The organism is Pseudomonas brassicacearum (assembly GCF_009601685.2).
GTDB lineage: Bacteria > Pseudomonadota > Gammaproteobacteria > Pseudomonadales > Pseudomonadaceae > Aquipseudomonas > Aquipseudomonas kilonensis_B.
In genome coordinates, this window is the sequence record NZ_CP045701.2 from 4,076,093 (window position 1) to 4,093,501 (window position 17,409).

Annotated in this window: 8 protein-coding genes; 1 reads left to right on the forward strand and 7 read right to left on the reverse strand. The window is 57.7% G+C overall.

The window, feature by feature from the left end; genetic code table 11:
• Window positions 1–47: 47 nt before the first annotated feature.
• The gene (locus tag GFU70_RS28910) at window positions 48–9,680 is read right to left on the reverse strand and encodes a putative Ig domain-containing protein (RefSeq protein WP_193034254.1); all 9,633 of its coding nucleotides are present in this window, start codon (window positions 9,678–9,680) and stop codon (window positions 48–50) included.
• Between the two features lie 21 nt (window positions 9,681–9,701).
• On the opposite strand from GFU70_RS28910, the gene GFU70_RS17170 reads away from it, so the two are divergent.
• Window positions 9,702–9,956: a hypothetical protein gene (locus tag GFU70_RS17170; protein WP_193034255.1), complete on the forward strand. Its 255-nt coding sequence runs from the start codon at window positions 9,702–9,704 to the stop codon at window positions 9,954–9,956.
• A gap of 644 nt (window positions 9,957–10,600) precedes the next feature.
• Here GFU70_RS17170 and GFU70_RS17175 read toward each other — a convergent pair.
• The 6 genes from GFU70_RS17175 to GFU70_RS17200 form a co-directional block, all read right to left on the reverse strand.
• Window positions 10,601–11,116 carry a DUF5625 family protein gene (locus GFU70_RS17175; protein WP_116641912.1) on the reverse strand — a complete coding sequence of 172 codons (516 nt, stop codon included), beginning with the start codon at window positions 11,114–11,116 and terminating at the stop codon, window positions 10,601–10,603.
• 87 nt (window positions 11,117–11,203) lie between these two features.
• Window positions 11,204–11,590, reverse strand: coding sequence for a hypothetical protein (locus GFU70_RS17180; RefSeq protein WP_153388484.1), 387 nt, complete (start codon window positions 11,588–11,590; stop codon window positions 11,204–11,206).
• Window positions 11,591–11,767: 177 nt separating this feature from the next.
• Window positions 11,768–12,154 carry a hypothetical protein gene (locus tag GFU70_RS17185; RefSeq protein WP_153388485.1) on the reverse strand — a complete coding sequence of 129 codons (387 nt, stop codon included), beginning with the start codon at window positions 12,152–12,154 and terminating at the stop codon, window positions 11,768–11,770.
• A 53-nt stretch (window positions 12,155–12,207) separates the two neighbouring features.
• Entirely contained in the window at window positions 12,208–13,632 is a 1,425-nt protein-coding gene (locus GFU70_RS17190) for an HlyD family type I secretion periplasmic adaptor subunit (RefSeq protein ID WP_153388486.1), read from the reverse strand.
• Between the two features lie 5 nt (window positions 13,633–13,637).
• On the reverse strand, window positions 13,638–15,779 hold the full coding sequence (locus GFU70_RS17195) for a type I secretion system permease/ATPase (RefSeq protein WP_116643752.1): 2,142 nt from the start codon (window positions 15,777–15,779) through the stop codon (window positions 13,638–13,640).
• Window positions 15,780–15,949: 170 nt separating this feature from the next.
• On the reverse strand, window positions 15,950–17,344 hold the full coding sequence (locus GFU70_RS17200) for a TolC family outer membrane protein (protein ID WP_193034256.1): 1,395 nt from the start codon (window positions 17,342–17,344) through the stop codon (window positions 15,950–15,952).
• Between the last annotated feature and the right edge of the window lie 65 nt (window positions 17,345–17,409).

A 17,409-nucleotide genomic window follows, 5' to 3' on the forward strand; every position in this document is an offset into this window, starting at 1 on the left:
TACCGCCAATGTGACTGCCGCGCCTTGAGGCGCGGCAGCTTGGAGCACTATTGCCAGTTGCTGGCAATCACAGCGTTCAACGAGGCCTGGTAGTTCTGCGGCAGTGAAGTCTCACCGGGAGCCGGTGGCGCGAAAGCGGCCATGGCGCCAACCAATTGATCGACCTGGTTGTCCAACAGGACCTTGCCATCGGCGGTACGGAACTGCTCGATGTTCTGGGCTTTTTCCCAGTTACCCGGCCCCCAGAACGACCATTTGGAGATCGTCACTTTATCGGCAGTGCCAATGACACTTACTTCCAGGTCCCAGCCGTCCTTACTGAACCAGAGTTGATTGGCGGAAATACCGGCACCGAACTGCAGCACATCGGTATTGGCGTCCGGGTCGAAATCGTCAATATCATCCTGACCATCCCCACGCTCGAATCGATAAAGATCATTACCACGATCCCCACTCAACTGATCGTTGCCTGTTCCACCTATCAGGGTGTCGGAGCCTGTATCACCAGACAACCGGTCATCACCCGCCCCACCCAGCAAGGTGTCGGAGCCTTCGCCACCGCTCAGTTCATCGGCCCCGTTGCCACCTGACAGCGTGTCGTTACCGCCCAACCCGTAAAGTTTGTCATCACCGTCAAGACCACTTAACGAGTCAGCCAGTGCATCCTCGCCGAACAGTGCATCGCTACCTGAAGTTGCCGTGCCCTTGGTCATGTTCTTGATGGTGTCGGCATTCCAGAGGGTTCCGTCGTCGAACTGGATCTGCTCGATCCGATACGCGCTGTTGGAGAACCAGCTGGAAGCGGTCAGCTTGTCGGTGGTTCCTGCAATGCCCAAAAAGAGGTTGCTGGTGTCTCGACTGAGCTGGATATCGGAAGGTTTGAGGCCTGCCCCTACCTTGATCGTATCCAGGTTACCCACCGAAGAATCATAGTCACTTATCGAATCCTGCCCGACCCCGCGGTAGAACAGATAGGTATCGTTACCGGCATCCCCATAAAGCGAGTCGTTGCCGGTGCCACCATCGAGCGTGTCCATGCCCGCGCCACCAAACAGTTTGTCGTTGCCGGAGCCGCCATTGAGTGTGTCATTGCCCGACAGTCCGTAGAGCGAATCATCCCCGCCCAGCCCATTGATGAGGTCGGCGCTGGCGTCGTCGCCTTGCAGGACATCATTGCCCTCACTCGCCACGCCCTTGGACAGGGTCATCAGGGTGGCGGCGTCCCAGAGCGTGCCGTCGGCGAACTGAACCTGTTCAACCTGCGAGTCCGTGGAAAGGAACCATTCGTTGACGGTCAGCTTGTCGGTGGTACCGAGGATCGTCAGTTCCAGGTTGTAGCCCACGCGAGCAACCTTGATGTCGCCTGGGCTGATCCCTTGGGCCAACTTGATCACGTCAAGATTGCCCCTGGTCCAGTCGCGATCGGAAATCAGGTCCTGGCCACCACCACGCTGGAAGAGATAGGTGTCGTTGCCGGAACCGCCGTACAACGAGTCATTGCCCGCCCCACCGTCCAGCGTATCCAGCCCCATCCCACCGTCAAGCGTATCCCGACCCGCTCCACCGTTGAGCACATCGTTGCCGGCCAGGCCAGACAATTTGTCATCACCGTCAAGCCCGTCCAACCGATCGTTGGCTTCGTCACCGATCAACGTATCGGCGCCATTGGTGGCGACCTCTACCGACAGGCGCTTGAGATCGCTGACGGACCAGACGGTGCCGTCTACGAACTCGACGCGTTCAACCTGATAGTTGGCGTCGGTGTAGCTGTAGATGGTCATCCGGTCAGTGGTGTTCTTGATGGCGAGGTAAACATCGCTCCCCTCACGCTTGACGATGACATCGCCGGGATTGATGTCCGCGGCGACCTTGATCGTATCGCTGTTTCCAGCCATCGAGTCGAACTCGCTGATAGTGTCCTGGCCCATACCCCGATAAAACATATAGGTATCGTTGCCTGCGCCCCCCGACAATCGATCGTTACCGAGACCACCATCGAGGCGGTCATTGCCGTTATCGCCACTCAGATAATCGTTACCCGTGCCACCCTTGAGGATGTCATTGCCATCCCCCCCGCCCAGCGAGTCGTTACCGGCGCCGCCTTCCAGTCGGTCGTCACCTGCCTCACCGTAGACCTTGTCATCCCCCTCAAGCCCATCGAGTACATCGGCCCCGATGTCGCCAAACAACGTATCGGCAGCGCTGCTGGCGACGCCTTTGGTCATTTGCTTGAGGGCGTCAACTCCCCAGACCGTTCCATCGGCGAACTCGACGCGCTCCACGATGTAACTCGAATTACTGAAGAAGGTGATCGACAATTTATCGGTCGTGCCTTTGATCGCCAGCGTGAGGTAAGTCTGGTCCCGGCTGACGATGACATCGGCCGGGGCAATATCAGCCGCGACCTTGATGGTGTCGACGTTGCTGACCGTCCAGTCGAAATCGGTGACGCTGTCCTGGCCCATACCTCGGTAGAACCGATAGGTGTCATTACCGAAATCGCCACGCAGGCTGTCATTGCCGGCGCCACCGTCCAAGGTATCGTTGCCGTCCCCACCGGAGATCCAGTCGGCGCCATCACCGCCGTTCAGCACATCGTTACCTTCCCGACCGTAAATCGAGTCATCACCGCCCAGCCCGTTGATGACGTTACCCGAGGCATCGCCGTTGAGGCTATCGGCAGCCGCGGTGCCGTTGGTGACGGCTTGGGCATTGACCACGATATCGAACACGTCACTGGCCACGGCAGCAGACAGGTCCACGGCTGAAACCTTGACCGAGACGGTTCCAGCCTGCGAAGGCGTGCCGCTGAATGTGCGAGTGGCCGCATCGAATACCAGCCACGCAGGTAGCGCCGAACCGTTGGCCAACGTCGCCTTGTAGTTCAGCCGATCCCCGGCATCGATATCGGCGAACGCATTGGCCGGCAACACGTAGCTGAGCGCCTGGCCGCTCTGGATGCTCAGGTCGGCGACCGCATTGACGAGCTGCGGAGCATCGTTGGCGTTGGCAACGGTCAGGTTGAAAATGTCCGACGTGGTGGCGCCGGCCTTGTCGGTGGCCGTCACCTTGATCGCTTGCAAACCTACATCGTTGTTGGTCGGCACACCCGAGAACGTCCGGGTGAGCGCATCGAAGGTCAACCAGCTCGGCAGCGCACCGCCACTGGCAGTGGTCGCAACCAGGCTCAGGGCATCACCCGCATCGATGTCGCTGAAACTGCTTGCCGCCACAGTGAAGCTGAACCGGGCGTCTTCGCTCGCCACCTGATCCGCCAGGCCGAGATTGACGGTTGGCGCGTTGTTGACGTTCTGCACGTCGATTTCGAACGTATCGGAAACCGTTGCGCCTGCCTTGTCGGTCGCTTGGACACGAATGGCCAGTTTGCCAACGTTCGCATTGCCCGGCGTACCGCTGAATGTCCGGCTCTCGGCGTCATAAGACAACCAGCCGGGAAGCGCCTGGCCGTCGGCCGATTGCGCGGTGATGCTCAGCGTATCCGCCACATCCACATCGGCGAAGGTGCTTGCCGGCAACGCGAACGTCAAAGGCGCCCCTTCGACAACGGACTGATCGGCAATGGCCTTGACCAGGACCGGTGCATCGTTGGTATTGCTGACCTGGAGTTCAAAGCTATCGCTGACAGACAACCCCGCCTTATCGGTTGCGGTGACCCGGATCGACAAATCACCCACCGCATCGTTATTCGGCGTACCGCTGAACGTGCGAGTCTGGGCATCGAAACTCAACCAGGCGGGCAACGGCTTGCCGTCGGCAAGGGTCGCATTCAGTTGGAGCGCATCGCCCGTGTCCGCATCGACAAAGGCATTGGACGCGAGCGTCAGGACAAAAGCGCTGTCCTCGGTGGCCTTCTGGTCAGCAATCGCTGCCGATACGGTGGGCGCCCGATTGGCCTGGGTCGACAGCGTCGCAGTGTTCCAGACCGTCCCGTTGGCGAATTCGATACGCTCGACGCTATGACCGCGAGCGGCCGTCCAGCCGGAGATGATTTGCTGGCCGTCATTCAGGCGCAGCACCATGCCCCGGGCCGAATGGTCGACAGCGACATCGCTTTCCTTGATACCCGCTTCGAACACGATGGTGTCAATGCCGCCAGCCGCTTCCAGGTCTTCACTGATGTGATCCTGACCCTGGCCGACGCCGAATACGTAGCGGTCGTCGCCCCTGCCACCTTGCAGGAAGTCATCGCCCGCAGCCCCATACAAACGGTTATTGCGCTCGTTGCCGATCAGTTCGTTGCTCAGCTCATTACCAGTGGCATTCAAGGCCGGACCGGACAAGGTCAATGCCTCGACATTGGCCGCCAAGGTGTAGTCGAGGGTGGAAATCACCTTGTCATTGCCGCCGTTGAGGTCTTCCACGACGGCGTCACCGGCGTTATCCACGAAGTAGGTGTCGTTGCCCAGCCCACCGATCATCCGGTCTGCGCCTTGGGCCCCGTCTAGACGGTTATCGGCAACGTTGCCACGCAGGACATTGTTGGCCGCGTTGCCCGTGGCATTGATCGCCGCGTTACCGGTCAGGCTCAGGTTTTCCAGGTGATTGGCCAGCGTAAAGGAGACCGAGGAATTGACGGTATCGGTGCCCGCGCCTTCGGATTCGACGATCCGGTCGGAACCGTCATCCACGCCATAGGTATCGTCGCCCAGACCGCCGATCATCACGTCGGAGCCGCCGGCGCCATTGAGAATGTTGTTTGCGCTATTGCCCACCAAACGGTTGGAGAGCTCGTTACCGGTCCCATTGATGGCGGCACTGCCCAGTAGCTGCAAAGACTCCACCTCACTGGCCAGGACATGGCTGACACTGGACTTGACCACGTCATAGCCACCGCCTACGACTTCCTTGATGACGTCCCCCGCGTTATCGACGATGTAGGTATCGTCCCCCATCCGCCCTTCAAGGACATCGGCGCCTGCACCCCCGTCGAGCGTGTTGCCTCCGGCATCGCCAACCAACAGATCATTCGCGCCGGTACCGCTCAGCAGCACCTTGGGTTGTGTTACCGCTTGGCCGAAAATGAAATTGGCTGCCGAGAGCTGGCCGGCAGTTACGCCTTTAAGCGTGAGGTATTGGGTACCGCTGGCCATCGTGCCCAGCCAGACCCGCAGATAGACCTCGCCGTCGACGGTCACGTTGCTGAAGTTCAAGTCAGCAAAACTGTGTACCGCGCGAATCTGCGAAAGATCGATCTTCTCGTTGGCATTGGCGACTTCGAAGTCATCGATCAGGTTGCCCATGATCCCCTGCGAGGCGCTGGCCAGCAGGTCTTCGACCAGCACAAAACGATCATTACCGGCACCGCCCGCGACGGAGGCACCGGTGTGCGTCGCAGCGCCACTCAGGTTGATGTTCGGTGACAGCACGGTGGTGTAGGCATGGTCCTCGATAGCCTGGTCACCTTCGAGGTAGAGGACATCGTTGCCGGCGTCCCCCCCCAGGTAATCCAGTCCGACATCGCCACGCAATACATCATCGCCAGCGCCACCACGGATGACATCGTAGCCTTCGCCTCCGCTGATAACGTCATTGCCGCCCACGGTCGAAGCCGTCGAGGACTCGCCAACCAATACATCGTCACCCTGGCCACCCATGATCGTATCGGCACCGGTGCCGCCAAATACGCGCTCGCCACCATCGTGAGCCCAATACAGGAAGCTACCGGTCACGTCCGGCAGATTGCGCTCGGTATTGGCACCGCTGAGCCCGAAACCGTAGCCAGACGCCTGCTCCAACTGACTCAGGCGCACACCTTCCGGGATGTGAACGAAGTTCTTTAGCGTCAGGCCTTCGGACTGAACGTTCTTGAGTAGCAGGACTTGCCCATCCGCCAGGCTCAACCGAGTATCGGCGCCTTGCTGGGTAATGGTCGCCGCCGTATAGACCTCGTCATCAAAGCCGGACAGAACGATTCGGTCAGTACCGATCACAAAATCAGTGACGGTGTCGATGTCGCCCGCGGCCTTGTCGATCACGAAATAATCCGTGTCGGCGCCGCCAGTAAAGGTGTCATTGCCCTTGCCGCCGATGAGCGTATCGACCCCAGCACCCCCAGACAGCACATCATCACCGCGGCCACCTGAGAGATGGTTGTCCGCGGCGTTGCCGATCAACGTGTCGGCGAATTCACCCCCGATCAGGTGCTCGATCTGCGCGGCATTGGTGATCGCCAAGCGAGCGCCGGCCAGGGTGGCCTCGCCTTTAGACAAATCGATCACACTGGCACTGGAGATCGCCGCCGCGTTGATCGTGTCCTGACCACCGTCGGTGTCGTTAAGCGCATTGCGCCCGCCCGAAGCGGCCAGTTGGGCGTACTCGTTGGTGTACACATACTGGTCGTCAATCGTATCGCCCTTGCCGTAGACGTTCAGGCTCCAGCTGTTGAGCGTCCCGGTATCGCCGGTCACGCTGTCGATCACTTGCAGCGTCCAGTTCCCTTGCACCGCTTCGCCACGCAGCAGGGCCGTGCCAAAGACATAGTTCAAGGTGTTCTGACCGTCAAAATCGGCATTCCCACGATCCGTCGCCGCGCTGCCCGGGGCTTTGCCCGGACGATTCATCAGGATGGATTCAGTGCCCGACGGCGAGATCAACTTGAGAATCAGGTCCCCTGGCCGCGCATGGCTCAGGTTGACCTTGACCTCGACATGCTCGGCCAAAATGTCGACCGCTCCCATCGTCAGCGAATGGCTGATGCCGGCGCCCTGCCCGTCGGTGATCGCGCGGTTGAGCGCGCCGGATTCCAGTGGGGTCGTCAGTCGTAACTCATTACCCAACGTCTGCTGGGTGTTCCAGGTTTCCGCCAAACGCACGGCGGCCCGGGCATCGACTTCACCATAACCGTAGTCGTGGCTGACGTGCATGCCGCCGCCGTTCCAGTTCTGGCTACCGTTGGTCTGCCACGAGGTCGTGGGGTCGTTCACCTTGCGGGCCGAAATCGCCAGGATCTGCTGCACATCGCGATAACCCAGCTCCGGGTTGGCTTCCAGCATCAAGGCCACGATGCCGGAGACAATAGGGGCTGCGAAACTGGTGCCTTGGGAAACGCTGGTGTCGCCGCCGAACGTGGACCCGTTGTCGTTCTGCACCAAACGTGAGGTCGACGTGACGTTCGAGCCCGGCGCGCTGACCAGGATGCTGGCGCCAGGGCTGGAGAACGGTTTCCCGCCCAACTGCAACGCCCCCAGGTCGGTGGTGGCGTTGATCGCGCCAACCACGATGCTACTGCGGGTATTGGAGACGTTCGAGTAGTTGGTGTTACCGCCCTTCTCCCGATCGTTGCCGCCCGCAGTGACGATCACTGTCCCCAACCCGTTGCGGCCTTCGTCGATGGCCTGGTAATAGGCCGTCGGCAATGTCCCCAGCTCGGCGGGGCTGAACTTCAGGTCGAAGTGATTGTTGCTGCCCCAGCTGTGGTTCACCACATCGTATTCATACATGTGGGACATGTTGCTGAAATCGTCTTTATTGACCCAATACCCGGCCACCGTGGCGTCGTAGGCGACACCGACACTGCCCTCGCCATTGCGGGCGGCGACCATCACCCCGGCGACGAGGGTCGCGTGATCGCTGAACTTGCCACCGCTGCCCTCGCCCGCCATCTGTCCCGGCGTGGCATTGGCCAGCCAGTTCTGGTCGATGTTGTCCTTCAGGTCGGCGTGGCGGTAATCGAGGATTTCCTTGGTCGTGCCGAACGGACTGTTGGTCTCGATCTCGGCGATCCTGACACCTTTGCCGGTGTAGTCTTTCCAGACCGGCAGGATGTTCGCCTGGGACAGGTACCACTGATCAGTCACCAGCGGATCGTCGGGCAGGTCCGATGTCTTCAGATAGACAGCGGCACGCATCGTCGCGCTTTCGCCAGTGCCCATGTTGATGATCGTACTGGCCTCGTTACCCTTGGCATCGGCGACGGTGTACTTGAAGCCCATGATGCCGGTGAAGGTCGCGTCCGGCGTGAACAGCACGTCACCGGCCTGGGTCACGACGGCGGTTCCGCCCACCACATCGAACAAGCCGGTGATGTGCAGCGCGTCATGCTGCCAATCGATGTCGTTCTGCAGCAGTTGTTCCTTGCCGATCAAGTGCGCGCTGGTGCGCTCGAACTCGACACCGCTTTTATCCTTGCTCAGGACATCCTTGACCAGCAGCGCATTCTCCATGCCCGCGCTGGTCGCGGTCGGGATCTCCACCAGCTTCAGGTTCTTGAAGTTGGCTTTCTCGACGTTCTGCAGGAAGTCGGTACCATCGCGGCCCGCCACGGTATCGCTGATCCAGACGCCATCGGCGGTTCGGGTAATGCGGTAATCTGCGAAGTCACCTGACAATTCGACAACGTCCAGACCGCTACCACCATCGATGTGATCGTCGCCGGCCCCGCCGATAAGGACGTCATCGCCGACGCCACCACTCAGGTTGTCGTCATCCTGGCCGCCGTCGATCAGATCATTGCCGGAACCACCCTGAAGCTGGTCATTGCCACGGTGACCGCGCAGCACGTCGTTGCCTGCCCCGCCCAGAACGGTGTCGTTGCCATTTTCACCTGACAACGCATCGTTGGCGGATCCGCCGACCAATACATCGTCGCCGTCCCCACCTCGCATGTAGACCGTACTGTTCCCACTACCAATGAATATGTCATTGCCGCGTCCACCTTGGGCAACTTCCACGCTTGCCTCGGCCAGGTTCAGATAGACGCCTTTATCGCCGAGCACCTGTACGATATCGGTGCCTTCTCCACCGTGAATATTCGCGGATAGGTCGTCCCCATCGATCAGCAGAACATCGTCACCTGCACCGCCGTTGAAGGTATCGCTGCCTTGGCCGCCAGCGAGCCAGTTGGTCTGGGCATCCCCCAGCAACACATCATCGCCCGATCCGCCGGTGGCGTTGTTGACGCCCTTCTGAGCGACATCGATAGTTTCGCCTGTGGTCGACGACGAAACATACCCTTTCACGGCCGAGACTTCTCCCGAGCCTTGGGTCGAGACCACGGTGCCCGCTCCACTTGCGGTGAAGACATGGCCGTTGGGGTTGGCCAGGAAATTGGCGGCAATGGCTTCCTTGCTTGTACCGTTCTGCACGAAAGTGCCACGTGCCAAGACTTCGTTGCCGTCACGTACCTCGCCACTTTGTACTTGATTGTTCAGGTTGATCTGGGTAATTCCCAGGTCCGAGAATGATTTGAGTTCACTGGCTTCACCGGCATCAATCGCGCCGTTGCCGTTGAGGTCGTTCCAGCTCTTACCATCGTGATTCGAGTCTACCCAGACCTTGACGCTCGACCAAGAGGCATCCTGCCTATCGAATACGCCATCGGCATTGCTATCCAGGCTGGCCAGGGCGGCAAAACCATTAGCGAAACGCTTTTGCCCGGCTTCGCCATCGGCGCCTGCTGTCCCGCCGAAGTATTCCGAAAGTGTCTCGCTGATATTATCGATTCTGCCGTTGGCATTGGCGTCAACAACTACGACGCCATCCTCGGGGCTGACCCAACCGGTTTCTTCAAGGCTGCCGCCATCATTGTCGGCATCGAAGAACACAGGGGATGTCAGATAGTTGGTTAGGCGTACACCATCGCCGTTGAGATCCAATACCAGTGGGTCGGTAGGCAGTGTCACCCGCGCCCGCGCATCACCTGAGTTCAGCAAGGCTCCCAAGGTACTGCCATAGGAAAGGCCTTGGCTGGAATTGCGCAGGCTGAAATCGAAAACTTCCTTGACGGTATTGACGTTGCCGGGGCGATAACCATCAGCCAATATCTGGGTAGCCGCGGCGGTAAAGGTATTGTTGATCCAGTTACCTTGGTATTGATTCAGGTTGAGCTTATTGGGATCGGAGCTCAGGTTCCAGCCGCCACCGCTGCTGATCAGACCATTGCTAACTTGTTGGGCCGCTGCGTCGTGGTCGATCGAATCCTTGTATTTAATACCTGAAACGAGGTCGGTATTCAGGGCAAATTCGTTTTTTACTGGGGCAGCATTGACACGGTCAGTAGGATCGAGCCACAGGCAGCTCTCGCCATCGTCATAATAAGCGCCGTGGCGCGTCAGATCGTCACGGATAATTTGTGCGCCGAAGCCATGAAGAAGTGCCTTCAGATTATCCGGATTATTACCTGGAAAAAGGTCTCCCTCGAATCCGCTTTCGTTATAACCAATAGTCTTCAGTGAAGCATATACAAAATCCACACAACTGTTTTTTAACAGATCGTATGTCGATGCATCGAAGCCGCCACTATCGGGCCCATTAGAAAACGTCATCAGCGCGTTGTATTGCGCCTCGGTCAACTTTAAGGTGACCTCATAAATTGTTTCCTGATAGCCACCATCATCTTCGTTTGTTACTTGTCCTGGCCCAAACATCTCATCAAGCCTTGAAGCAAAACCGTAACTCTGCTTCGCCACTCCATCACTGACGCTGTACCACATATGCCCACCGGGGGAGTCGTGCAGGTCTCCCGCCTTATGGGAACTTTTGTCTTGCTGATAAATATAATCCGCACCAACCCCTGCGACTTTATATGTAACACTATAATTTTTTTCCATTCGTGAATCCCTTCACTCACCAGCTCAAAGAATTAAATTTTCGGATCATAATAAGAAAACTCTACATAACTTTCAGTACCCTTAAGCGCTTCGATTTCATTCAGAGTCACAATCTCAACCGAGTACTCGCCAGGGGCAAGAGTCAGATATTTGATGTCCCTAACCTGCGCGGACTTATGATCCCCTTCATACTCAAAGGCCTGACCAGAATTAACACCCTCCGTCATTATCCGCTCTTCAAAAAACAGCTTGCCATTCCTCAGAACGCGCAAACCGATCGGTATCGGCACCCCTACCTCTCTGTACAATCCGCCACCCCACAGCTTTCCCTGCGCCTCTCTTTCGGATATGTTTTTGCTCCAGACGAACAACAAAGCAACTCTGTATCCTCCCGCCTGGTCAACCGTAAACTGTGCGTTGGCTATTTGACCTGCGCGGGAGACGTCGATCGGTTTGACTATCAGAACCTTATTCGAACATCCCGCAAAAAAAACACAAACAGATACAACAAGAATTTTCCTTATTACTGACAAAGCCTTAACAAGCATAAACACTTCCTCACAAACGTCACCTAATGAGATTCACAGCGTAGCAAAGGGTTACCCCCATTAATCCTGCAACAACCGAAAAACCATTTATGAAGAGCCATATCCAAAAACATAAATCGACGCTAAAAACAGGCCATGACAAATTACCGACCCTATGGAAATCCACAACGCCACTTTCTTCAAAATATCTGCTTCAATCAGCCCCCCTACCAAGGCTAATCCTCCCCCCAGCCAACCGAGCTGCGCAAGCGCTAGCGCCTCTATAAGAAGCATTGCCGGACTCCACTTATAGCCCCCACTGGCATAAAGCCAAACGATATAGCAAAAAATAGTAAGCGGAACGCTACAGCACCATATAAACAGTGAGGCTGCGTTCGCGAACTTTAACTTTACGGCAACCAAGCTCGCCAACAGCAAACCAAGATAAACCATACCGCCATCCAGCCCACTGAAAAGTATTTTCAATTCACCCATCACCCGTCCCCTAGCGCGCTCGCATTAGATAGACACAACTCAATACCACACAAATAAATGCAAATTTTTGGGCAGCACTATCTCCCGCAAACTTTTATCTGCATATTATTTCAACTGACTCAGAAAACAACCAGCCACCTCGCTGCGACCCAACTTCACTTCCGCCGCCAGCTCCAACTACCTAACCAAGGGTTGCAAAAGCAAGGCTAACAACAAATACAACCCATGAAAAACCAAAGACACAATTGAAATCCAAACACCTGCCGCCCTCAGCCCCATAAAGCCAGTCATCTTACTTAACAGCATCAACAAGAAACTCAGCCAGCCGATTTGAGAGAAAGCCAAAAGGTCAATAATGACTACAACAAGATAATTCCAGCTTCGAGCCCCCTCATAAATATAAACAATATAACAATAAAGTGTCGTCAGCAGGCTTACCCCCCAGACAAGAATGTCATCTGCATACTTACGATTCAAACGCATCATCACAAGAGCAGTGATCACCATGCACGGAAACAAAAATATGTCGTACAAACCGTAAAGAAAAACTTTCAATTCCGCCATTGACACTCACTCCCTCTTCCATGCTTGTCGCCACGGCTCAATTTCTAAAGAACTCAGCGTTCCCGCAAACTCTCACCCGCATACTGCTGCAACGGACTCAGGAAATAATCAATCACCTTCCGGCGATCCGTCTTCACTTCCACCGTCACCGACATCCCGGGGGACAACGGCACTTTTTTCCCGTGTACCAGAATGGAGTCCTGCAACAAACTAATGCGGCTGCTGTAGATCAACCCACGCTTCCCGTCTTCAATCGCATCGTTGGAAACGCTGACAATTTCCCCCTCGACCGTCCCGTACTTGGTAAAGGTAAATGTCTCGACTTTCACCGTAGCCAGTTGCCCCTTCCGGACAAAACCAACGTCCTTGTTCTCCAGCATGGCCTCGACCTCCATCGGCTGGTCATTAGGCACGACCACCATCAGCGGCTGGGCCGCCGTCACCACACCGCCCACGGTATGAATTGCCAGTTGCTGTACCGTGCCATCCACCGGCGCGGTCAGGCTCATCAGGTGGTCGCGTTGTTCGGCCTTCTTGAGTTCTTGTGCCAGTGCAGCCGCTTTCTGTTCCGATTGCTGCTGCAAATCGAGCATTGCCCGGCGGGTCTGGGCGAGGATGCCCTGGCGCCGGCGCTCGGCTTCCTTGCGGCTGGCATTGAGTTCGATCACCCGCGCTTGCTGCACGGCCATGTCCCGCTCCTGGTCCAGCAGGGCCTGCTGTTTTTCAAGGTAGGCGTGGCGTGGCACGTATTGCTGATCGAGCAGCTCACGATAGTCTTGGGCCAGGCGACGGGTAATCGGCAGCGTCTGTTGCAGCGAGGCCACCATCGCCTTGGCCGATTGGATTTCCGCCGTGCGCTGCTCGACTTCCGCATCGACCTGATCCAGGGAGCTGCGCAGTTCCAGGTATTGCCCCTGAAGCCAGCGTTGTGCGGCCATCACTTGGGGCGGATCGGCCTGAAGCAGGTAAGTGGCAAGGGAGCCGGGTTCCTTGCCACTTTGAATCGCTTCAAGCAACGCCGTGGCCCTGGCGCTATCGACCTCGGCCGCCAGCAAGTCACTCTTGAAGCGATTGACGTCGGCGCTGGTCGCACTGGTGTCCAACTCCACCAGCACATCCCCGGCCTTGACCCATTGCCCATCGTAGACCCGGATGGCTTTCACCACCGCCACTTCGCTCGGTTGGATGGTCTTGCTCTTGCCGCTTGCCACGACCTTGCCGCGCGCCGTGGCGACCACTTCGATTTCACCGACGCAGGCCCACAAAAGCGCCAGCGCGGCGAAGCCCATGATGGTCCATTGGATGTAGCGTGGCGCCGGGTGAGCCGGTTGATCCTGCAAGGCGAGCGCGGCCGGCAGGAACTGGACCTCGTGGGCAAGCCGATTCGGCGTGTCCAACTGTTTGCGATGGCGCCATGCATGGCGCCAGGCAGTCCGATAGCGGCGCAACAACGCACGTGTTGCTGAGGGTTCGCTCATGCCAACTATCCTTGTTGCAAACGGTGCAAGCGAGAATAGTGTCCCGCTTGATGGGCCAGGAGCTCGTGGTGGGTGCCCTGTTCGACGATCTGTCCGCGATCCATGACGACAATCCGGTTGGCATCGCGCACCGCCGAAAGCCGGTGGGCGATGATGATCACCGTTCGACCTTTACAAATGGCCTGCATGTTCTGCTGGATGATCCGCTCCGACTCGTAGTCCAGTGCACTGGTCGCTTCATCGAAAATCAGGATTCGCGGATTGCCGATCAAGGCTCGGGCGATCGCCACGCGCTGACGCTGGCCGCCAGACAACGAAGCGCCGTGTTCACCGACCACCGTGTCGTAGCCTTCGGGCAACTCAAGGATGAAATCGTGTGCGCCGGCCATTTTCGCCGCCTGCATGACCGCCTCCAGGGGCGCCCCGGGATCGGTCAAGGCGATGTTCTCGCGGATGCTGCGGGCGAACAGCATGTTGTCCTGCAACACCACGCCGATCTGCCGGCGCAGTGAAGAAACGTCGGCCAGTGCCAGGTCCATGCCATCCACCAGCACGCGGCCGCGCTCCGGGACGAAGAGGCGCTGCAACAGGCGGGTCAGCGTGCTTTTGCCGGAGCCGGAACGTCCGACGATGCCGATCACCTCTCCGGCGCCTATTTCCAGGCTTACGCTGCGCAGCACCTCGGAGCCATCGGGGCGATAACGGAAATGCACCTGGTCGAATTCGATCCGCCCCTTCAAGGCGGGTAGCGCACTACGGGTCGCTTGGGACATCTCGGTCCGGGTGTTGAGAATGTCTCCCAGGCGCTGAACCGAAACGCCGGTCTGCTGGAAATTGGTCCACAGTTGGGCCAGGCGCATGATCGGTTGCGCGACCCGGCCCGCGAGCATGTTGAAGGCAATCAATTGGCCCACCGACAATTGCCCGTCAATCACCAGCCGGGCGCCGAGCCACAATGTGGCGACAGTGACCAATTTGCCGATCAACGACACACTTTCATTGGCGATCGTGGACAAGGTCTGGGTCTTGAAACCCGCACTGACGTAGGCCGCCAGCTGGTTGTCCCATTTGCGGGTGATCTGGGGTTCGACCGCCATGGATTTCAATGTGTCGATGCCGTTGACCGTCTCCACCAGAAAGGCCTGGTTCTCGGCGCCACGGGCGAAGCTTTCGTTCAAGCGGGCGCGCAGCACCGGCGTAATCAACAGGGAAACCACGACATACAACGGCAGTGACAGCAGTACCACCAGCGTCAACCAGCCGCTGTAGAAAAACATCACGGCGATGAACACCACCGAAAACAGGACATCCAGTACCAACGTAATGGTGTTGCCAGTGAGAAAGCTGCGAATGTTCTCGAGCTCACGAACCCGAGCGACGGAGTCGCCGACCCGTCGTGCCTGGAAATACGAGAGAGGAAGCGTCACCAGGTGCCGGAATAACCGGGAACCCAATTCAACATCGATGCGACTGGCCGTGTGGGCGAACACATAGCTGCGCAGCCCACTCAAGACTGTCTCGAACAACATGATGCCCAGCAGGCCAATGGCGATCACATCCAGTGTGGTCAGCCCGTGGTGCACCAGCACCTTGTCCATGACGACCTGGAAGAAAAGTGGGGTCAATAACGAGAATATTTGCAGGACGAAAGAAACCAGCAGTACTTCACCCAGCAGCTTTCGATATTTGACGATGGCCGGGATAAACCAGGTGAAATCGAACTTGGACAGTTCCCCTGCCAACGACGACTGGGACCGTATGAGAATCAACTCACCGCCCCAGCGCGCCTGAAGCTGTTCGGCGCTGATCATCTCGGGGCGCTGGGACCTGGGGTCATGGATCAGGATTTTTTCCTGGTCCATACGGGCAATGATGAAAAAACCGCCGTCACTGGCACAGGCAATCGCGGGCAAAGGCGTTTGCCCGAGCCGTTCGAATGAGGTGCGGATAGCCTTGGCCTTGAGGTCAAGCTGACGCGTGGCCAGCAGTATTTCGGCTTTGCCGAACAACTGCCCTTCAGCCACGTATTCGTGGGTAAGCTGTTCCGTGGAAACGGCAACGTTGTGAAAACGCGCCAACATGGCCAGACAGGCCAGCCCCGTGTCCAGCGCCGCCGATGGCCCTGGAGAAGTACCTTGTTCTTGCATAAACGCTTCCATGCGGAAAATTCATTAGCGAGCCCCCATGACTTCCTTGGGTGGGGCACGGTGTTCCGCTTGGCGCCAAGGCCCGAGTCAAGAACGATATCAAAACAACATTATTCGATTTTCCGGTCTCTGTCGACCAGGAACCGACTTCTAACGCCTGTGCCAGAGCCTTACATCAGTTCAGGGGGAAGAAAATCGCGCTGCGGCTGGTAGTCTGCCTTCAGGTACTCGGCAAGCTGTTGCAGGTCGTCGGCACTCAGCGTGCCGGCAGCCTGTTTCAAACGCAGATTATTGAGAATGTAGTCGTAACGCGCGTCGTTATAGTCACGCACGGACTTGAAAAGTTGACGTTGGGCATTGAGCACGTCGACGGTGTTGCGGGTCCCGATATCCACGCCGACCTTGGACGCTTTCAAGGATTTCTGGCTCGACAGGATCGTCTGCCGCCGGGCTTTTATCTGCTGGATGTCGGAGTTGACGGCGCGCAAATAGTTACGGGTATCCAGGACCACTTCCCGGCGCTGGCTTTCCCTCAACTCCTCGCTTTGCGTCAACCGCTGATAAGCCTCATGGGCCTGGGAGCTGACGCGCCCCCCGCTGTAGAGCGGGACGGTCACTTCAACAGCGATACTGCTCTGGGCGACGTTTCCACGGTAACCATCGCGACCAAAATCAGTCGGGTTGCTGTAGCCAAAACTGTCGTTATCGCCCTTGCGATAGGAAGCCACCGCATCGACCGTTGGCGCATGCCCGGATTGACGCTGACGCAAGCGTTCTTCAGCAGCCTCGACAGCATAGTTGCTCGCCAACAGCATCAGGTTCTGCTCGACAGCACCTTCTACCCACGACTTCGTATCATTGGGAATCGGCGCCAACACCGGCAATTGATGTTGCATACCCTCGATACTGGTGTATTGCTGATTGGTCAAATGCACCAGTTGCTCGAAAGCGTCTTCAACCTTGCGCTGCGCCAGTTGGCGATTGGCTTGGGCATTATCGAAAGCAGACTCGGCATCCAGGACATCCGTGATGCTCGACAGTCCACCCTTCAAACGTGCTTGCGCCTGATCCATTTGCTGCTTGAGCGCGGTCTCCTCAGCCTCCGATGCCGCCAGCTCGTCCGTGGCGCGCAGCGTTTCAAAATAGGCCTGCGCCGTTTGCAGAATGAGCGCTTGCTCCTTGGCCGACAACTCCAGGGCCGCTTGTACAGTGCTAGCCTTGGCAGCCTTGAATTCATACCAGAATGCAGCGTTGACCAAGGGTTGTTTCAGGTTGGCCTGGATCGTATTGCCGCTGCGCCCCCGTTCAAGCGCTGGCTCATCACGCGACAGGCGAGTGGCTTCAAACGTAGCCCCCGTGCTGATCACGGGTAATAGATTGGCCCGTGCCTGCGGCACCAATTCCTGTTGCGCAGCGTAATCGGCACGGGCTGCCGCCAGATCGGAGTTATGCGAAACAGCCTGACGATAGACCGCCATCAGCTCGGCCCGCTCAGCGGTCGGCGCGGAAAAAACGAACGAAGGGAACAGGCAGGCGAACAACAGAACGCGTTGAGCGCGACTCATGACCAAATCCTTTTGAATGACGCGAAAGCAGCGAAAAATCGGCAGCTGCCCCAATGGGGCGCCGA

Coding starts and splice junctions, on each gene's coding strand:
- GFU70_RS17175 (WP_116641912.1), bottom strand. CDS start 11,116: ATGCTTGTTAAGGCTTTGTCAGTAATAAGGAAAATTCTTGTTGTATCT.
- GFU70_RS17180 (WP_153388484.1), bottom strand. CDS start 11,590: ATGGGTGAATTGAAAATACTTTTCAGTGGGCTGGATGGCGGTATGGTT.
- GFU70_RS17185 (WP_153388485.1), bottom strand. CDS start 12,154: ATGGCGGAATTGAAAGTTTTTCTTTACGGTTTGTACGACATATTTTTG.
- GFU70_RS17190 (WP_153388486.1), bottom strand. CDS start 13,632: ATGAGCGAACCCTCAGCAACACGTGCGTTGTTGCGCCGCTATCGGACT.
- GFU70_RS17195 (WP_116643752.1), bottom strand. CDS start 15,779: ATGCAAGAACAAGGTACTTCTCCAGGGCCATCGGCGGCGCTGGACACG.
- GFU70_RS17200 (WP_193034256.1), bottom strand. CDS start 17,344: ATGAGTCGCGCTCAACGCGTTCTGTTGTTCGCCTGCCTGTTCCCTTCG.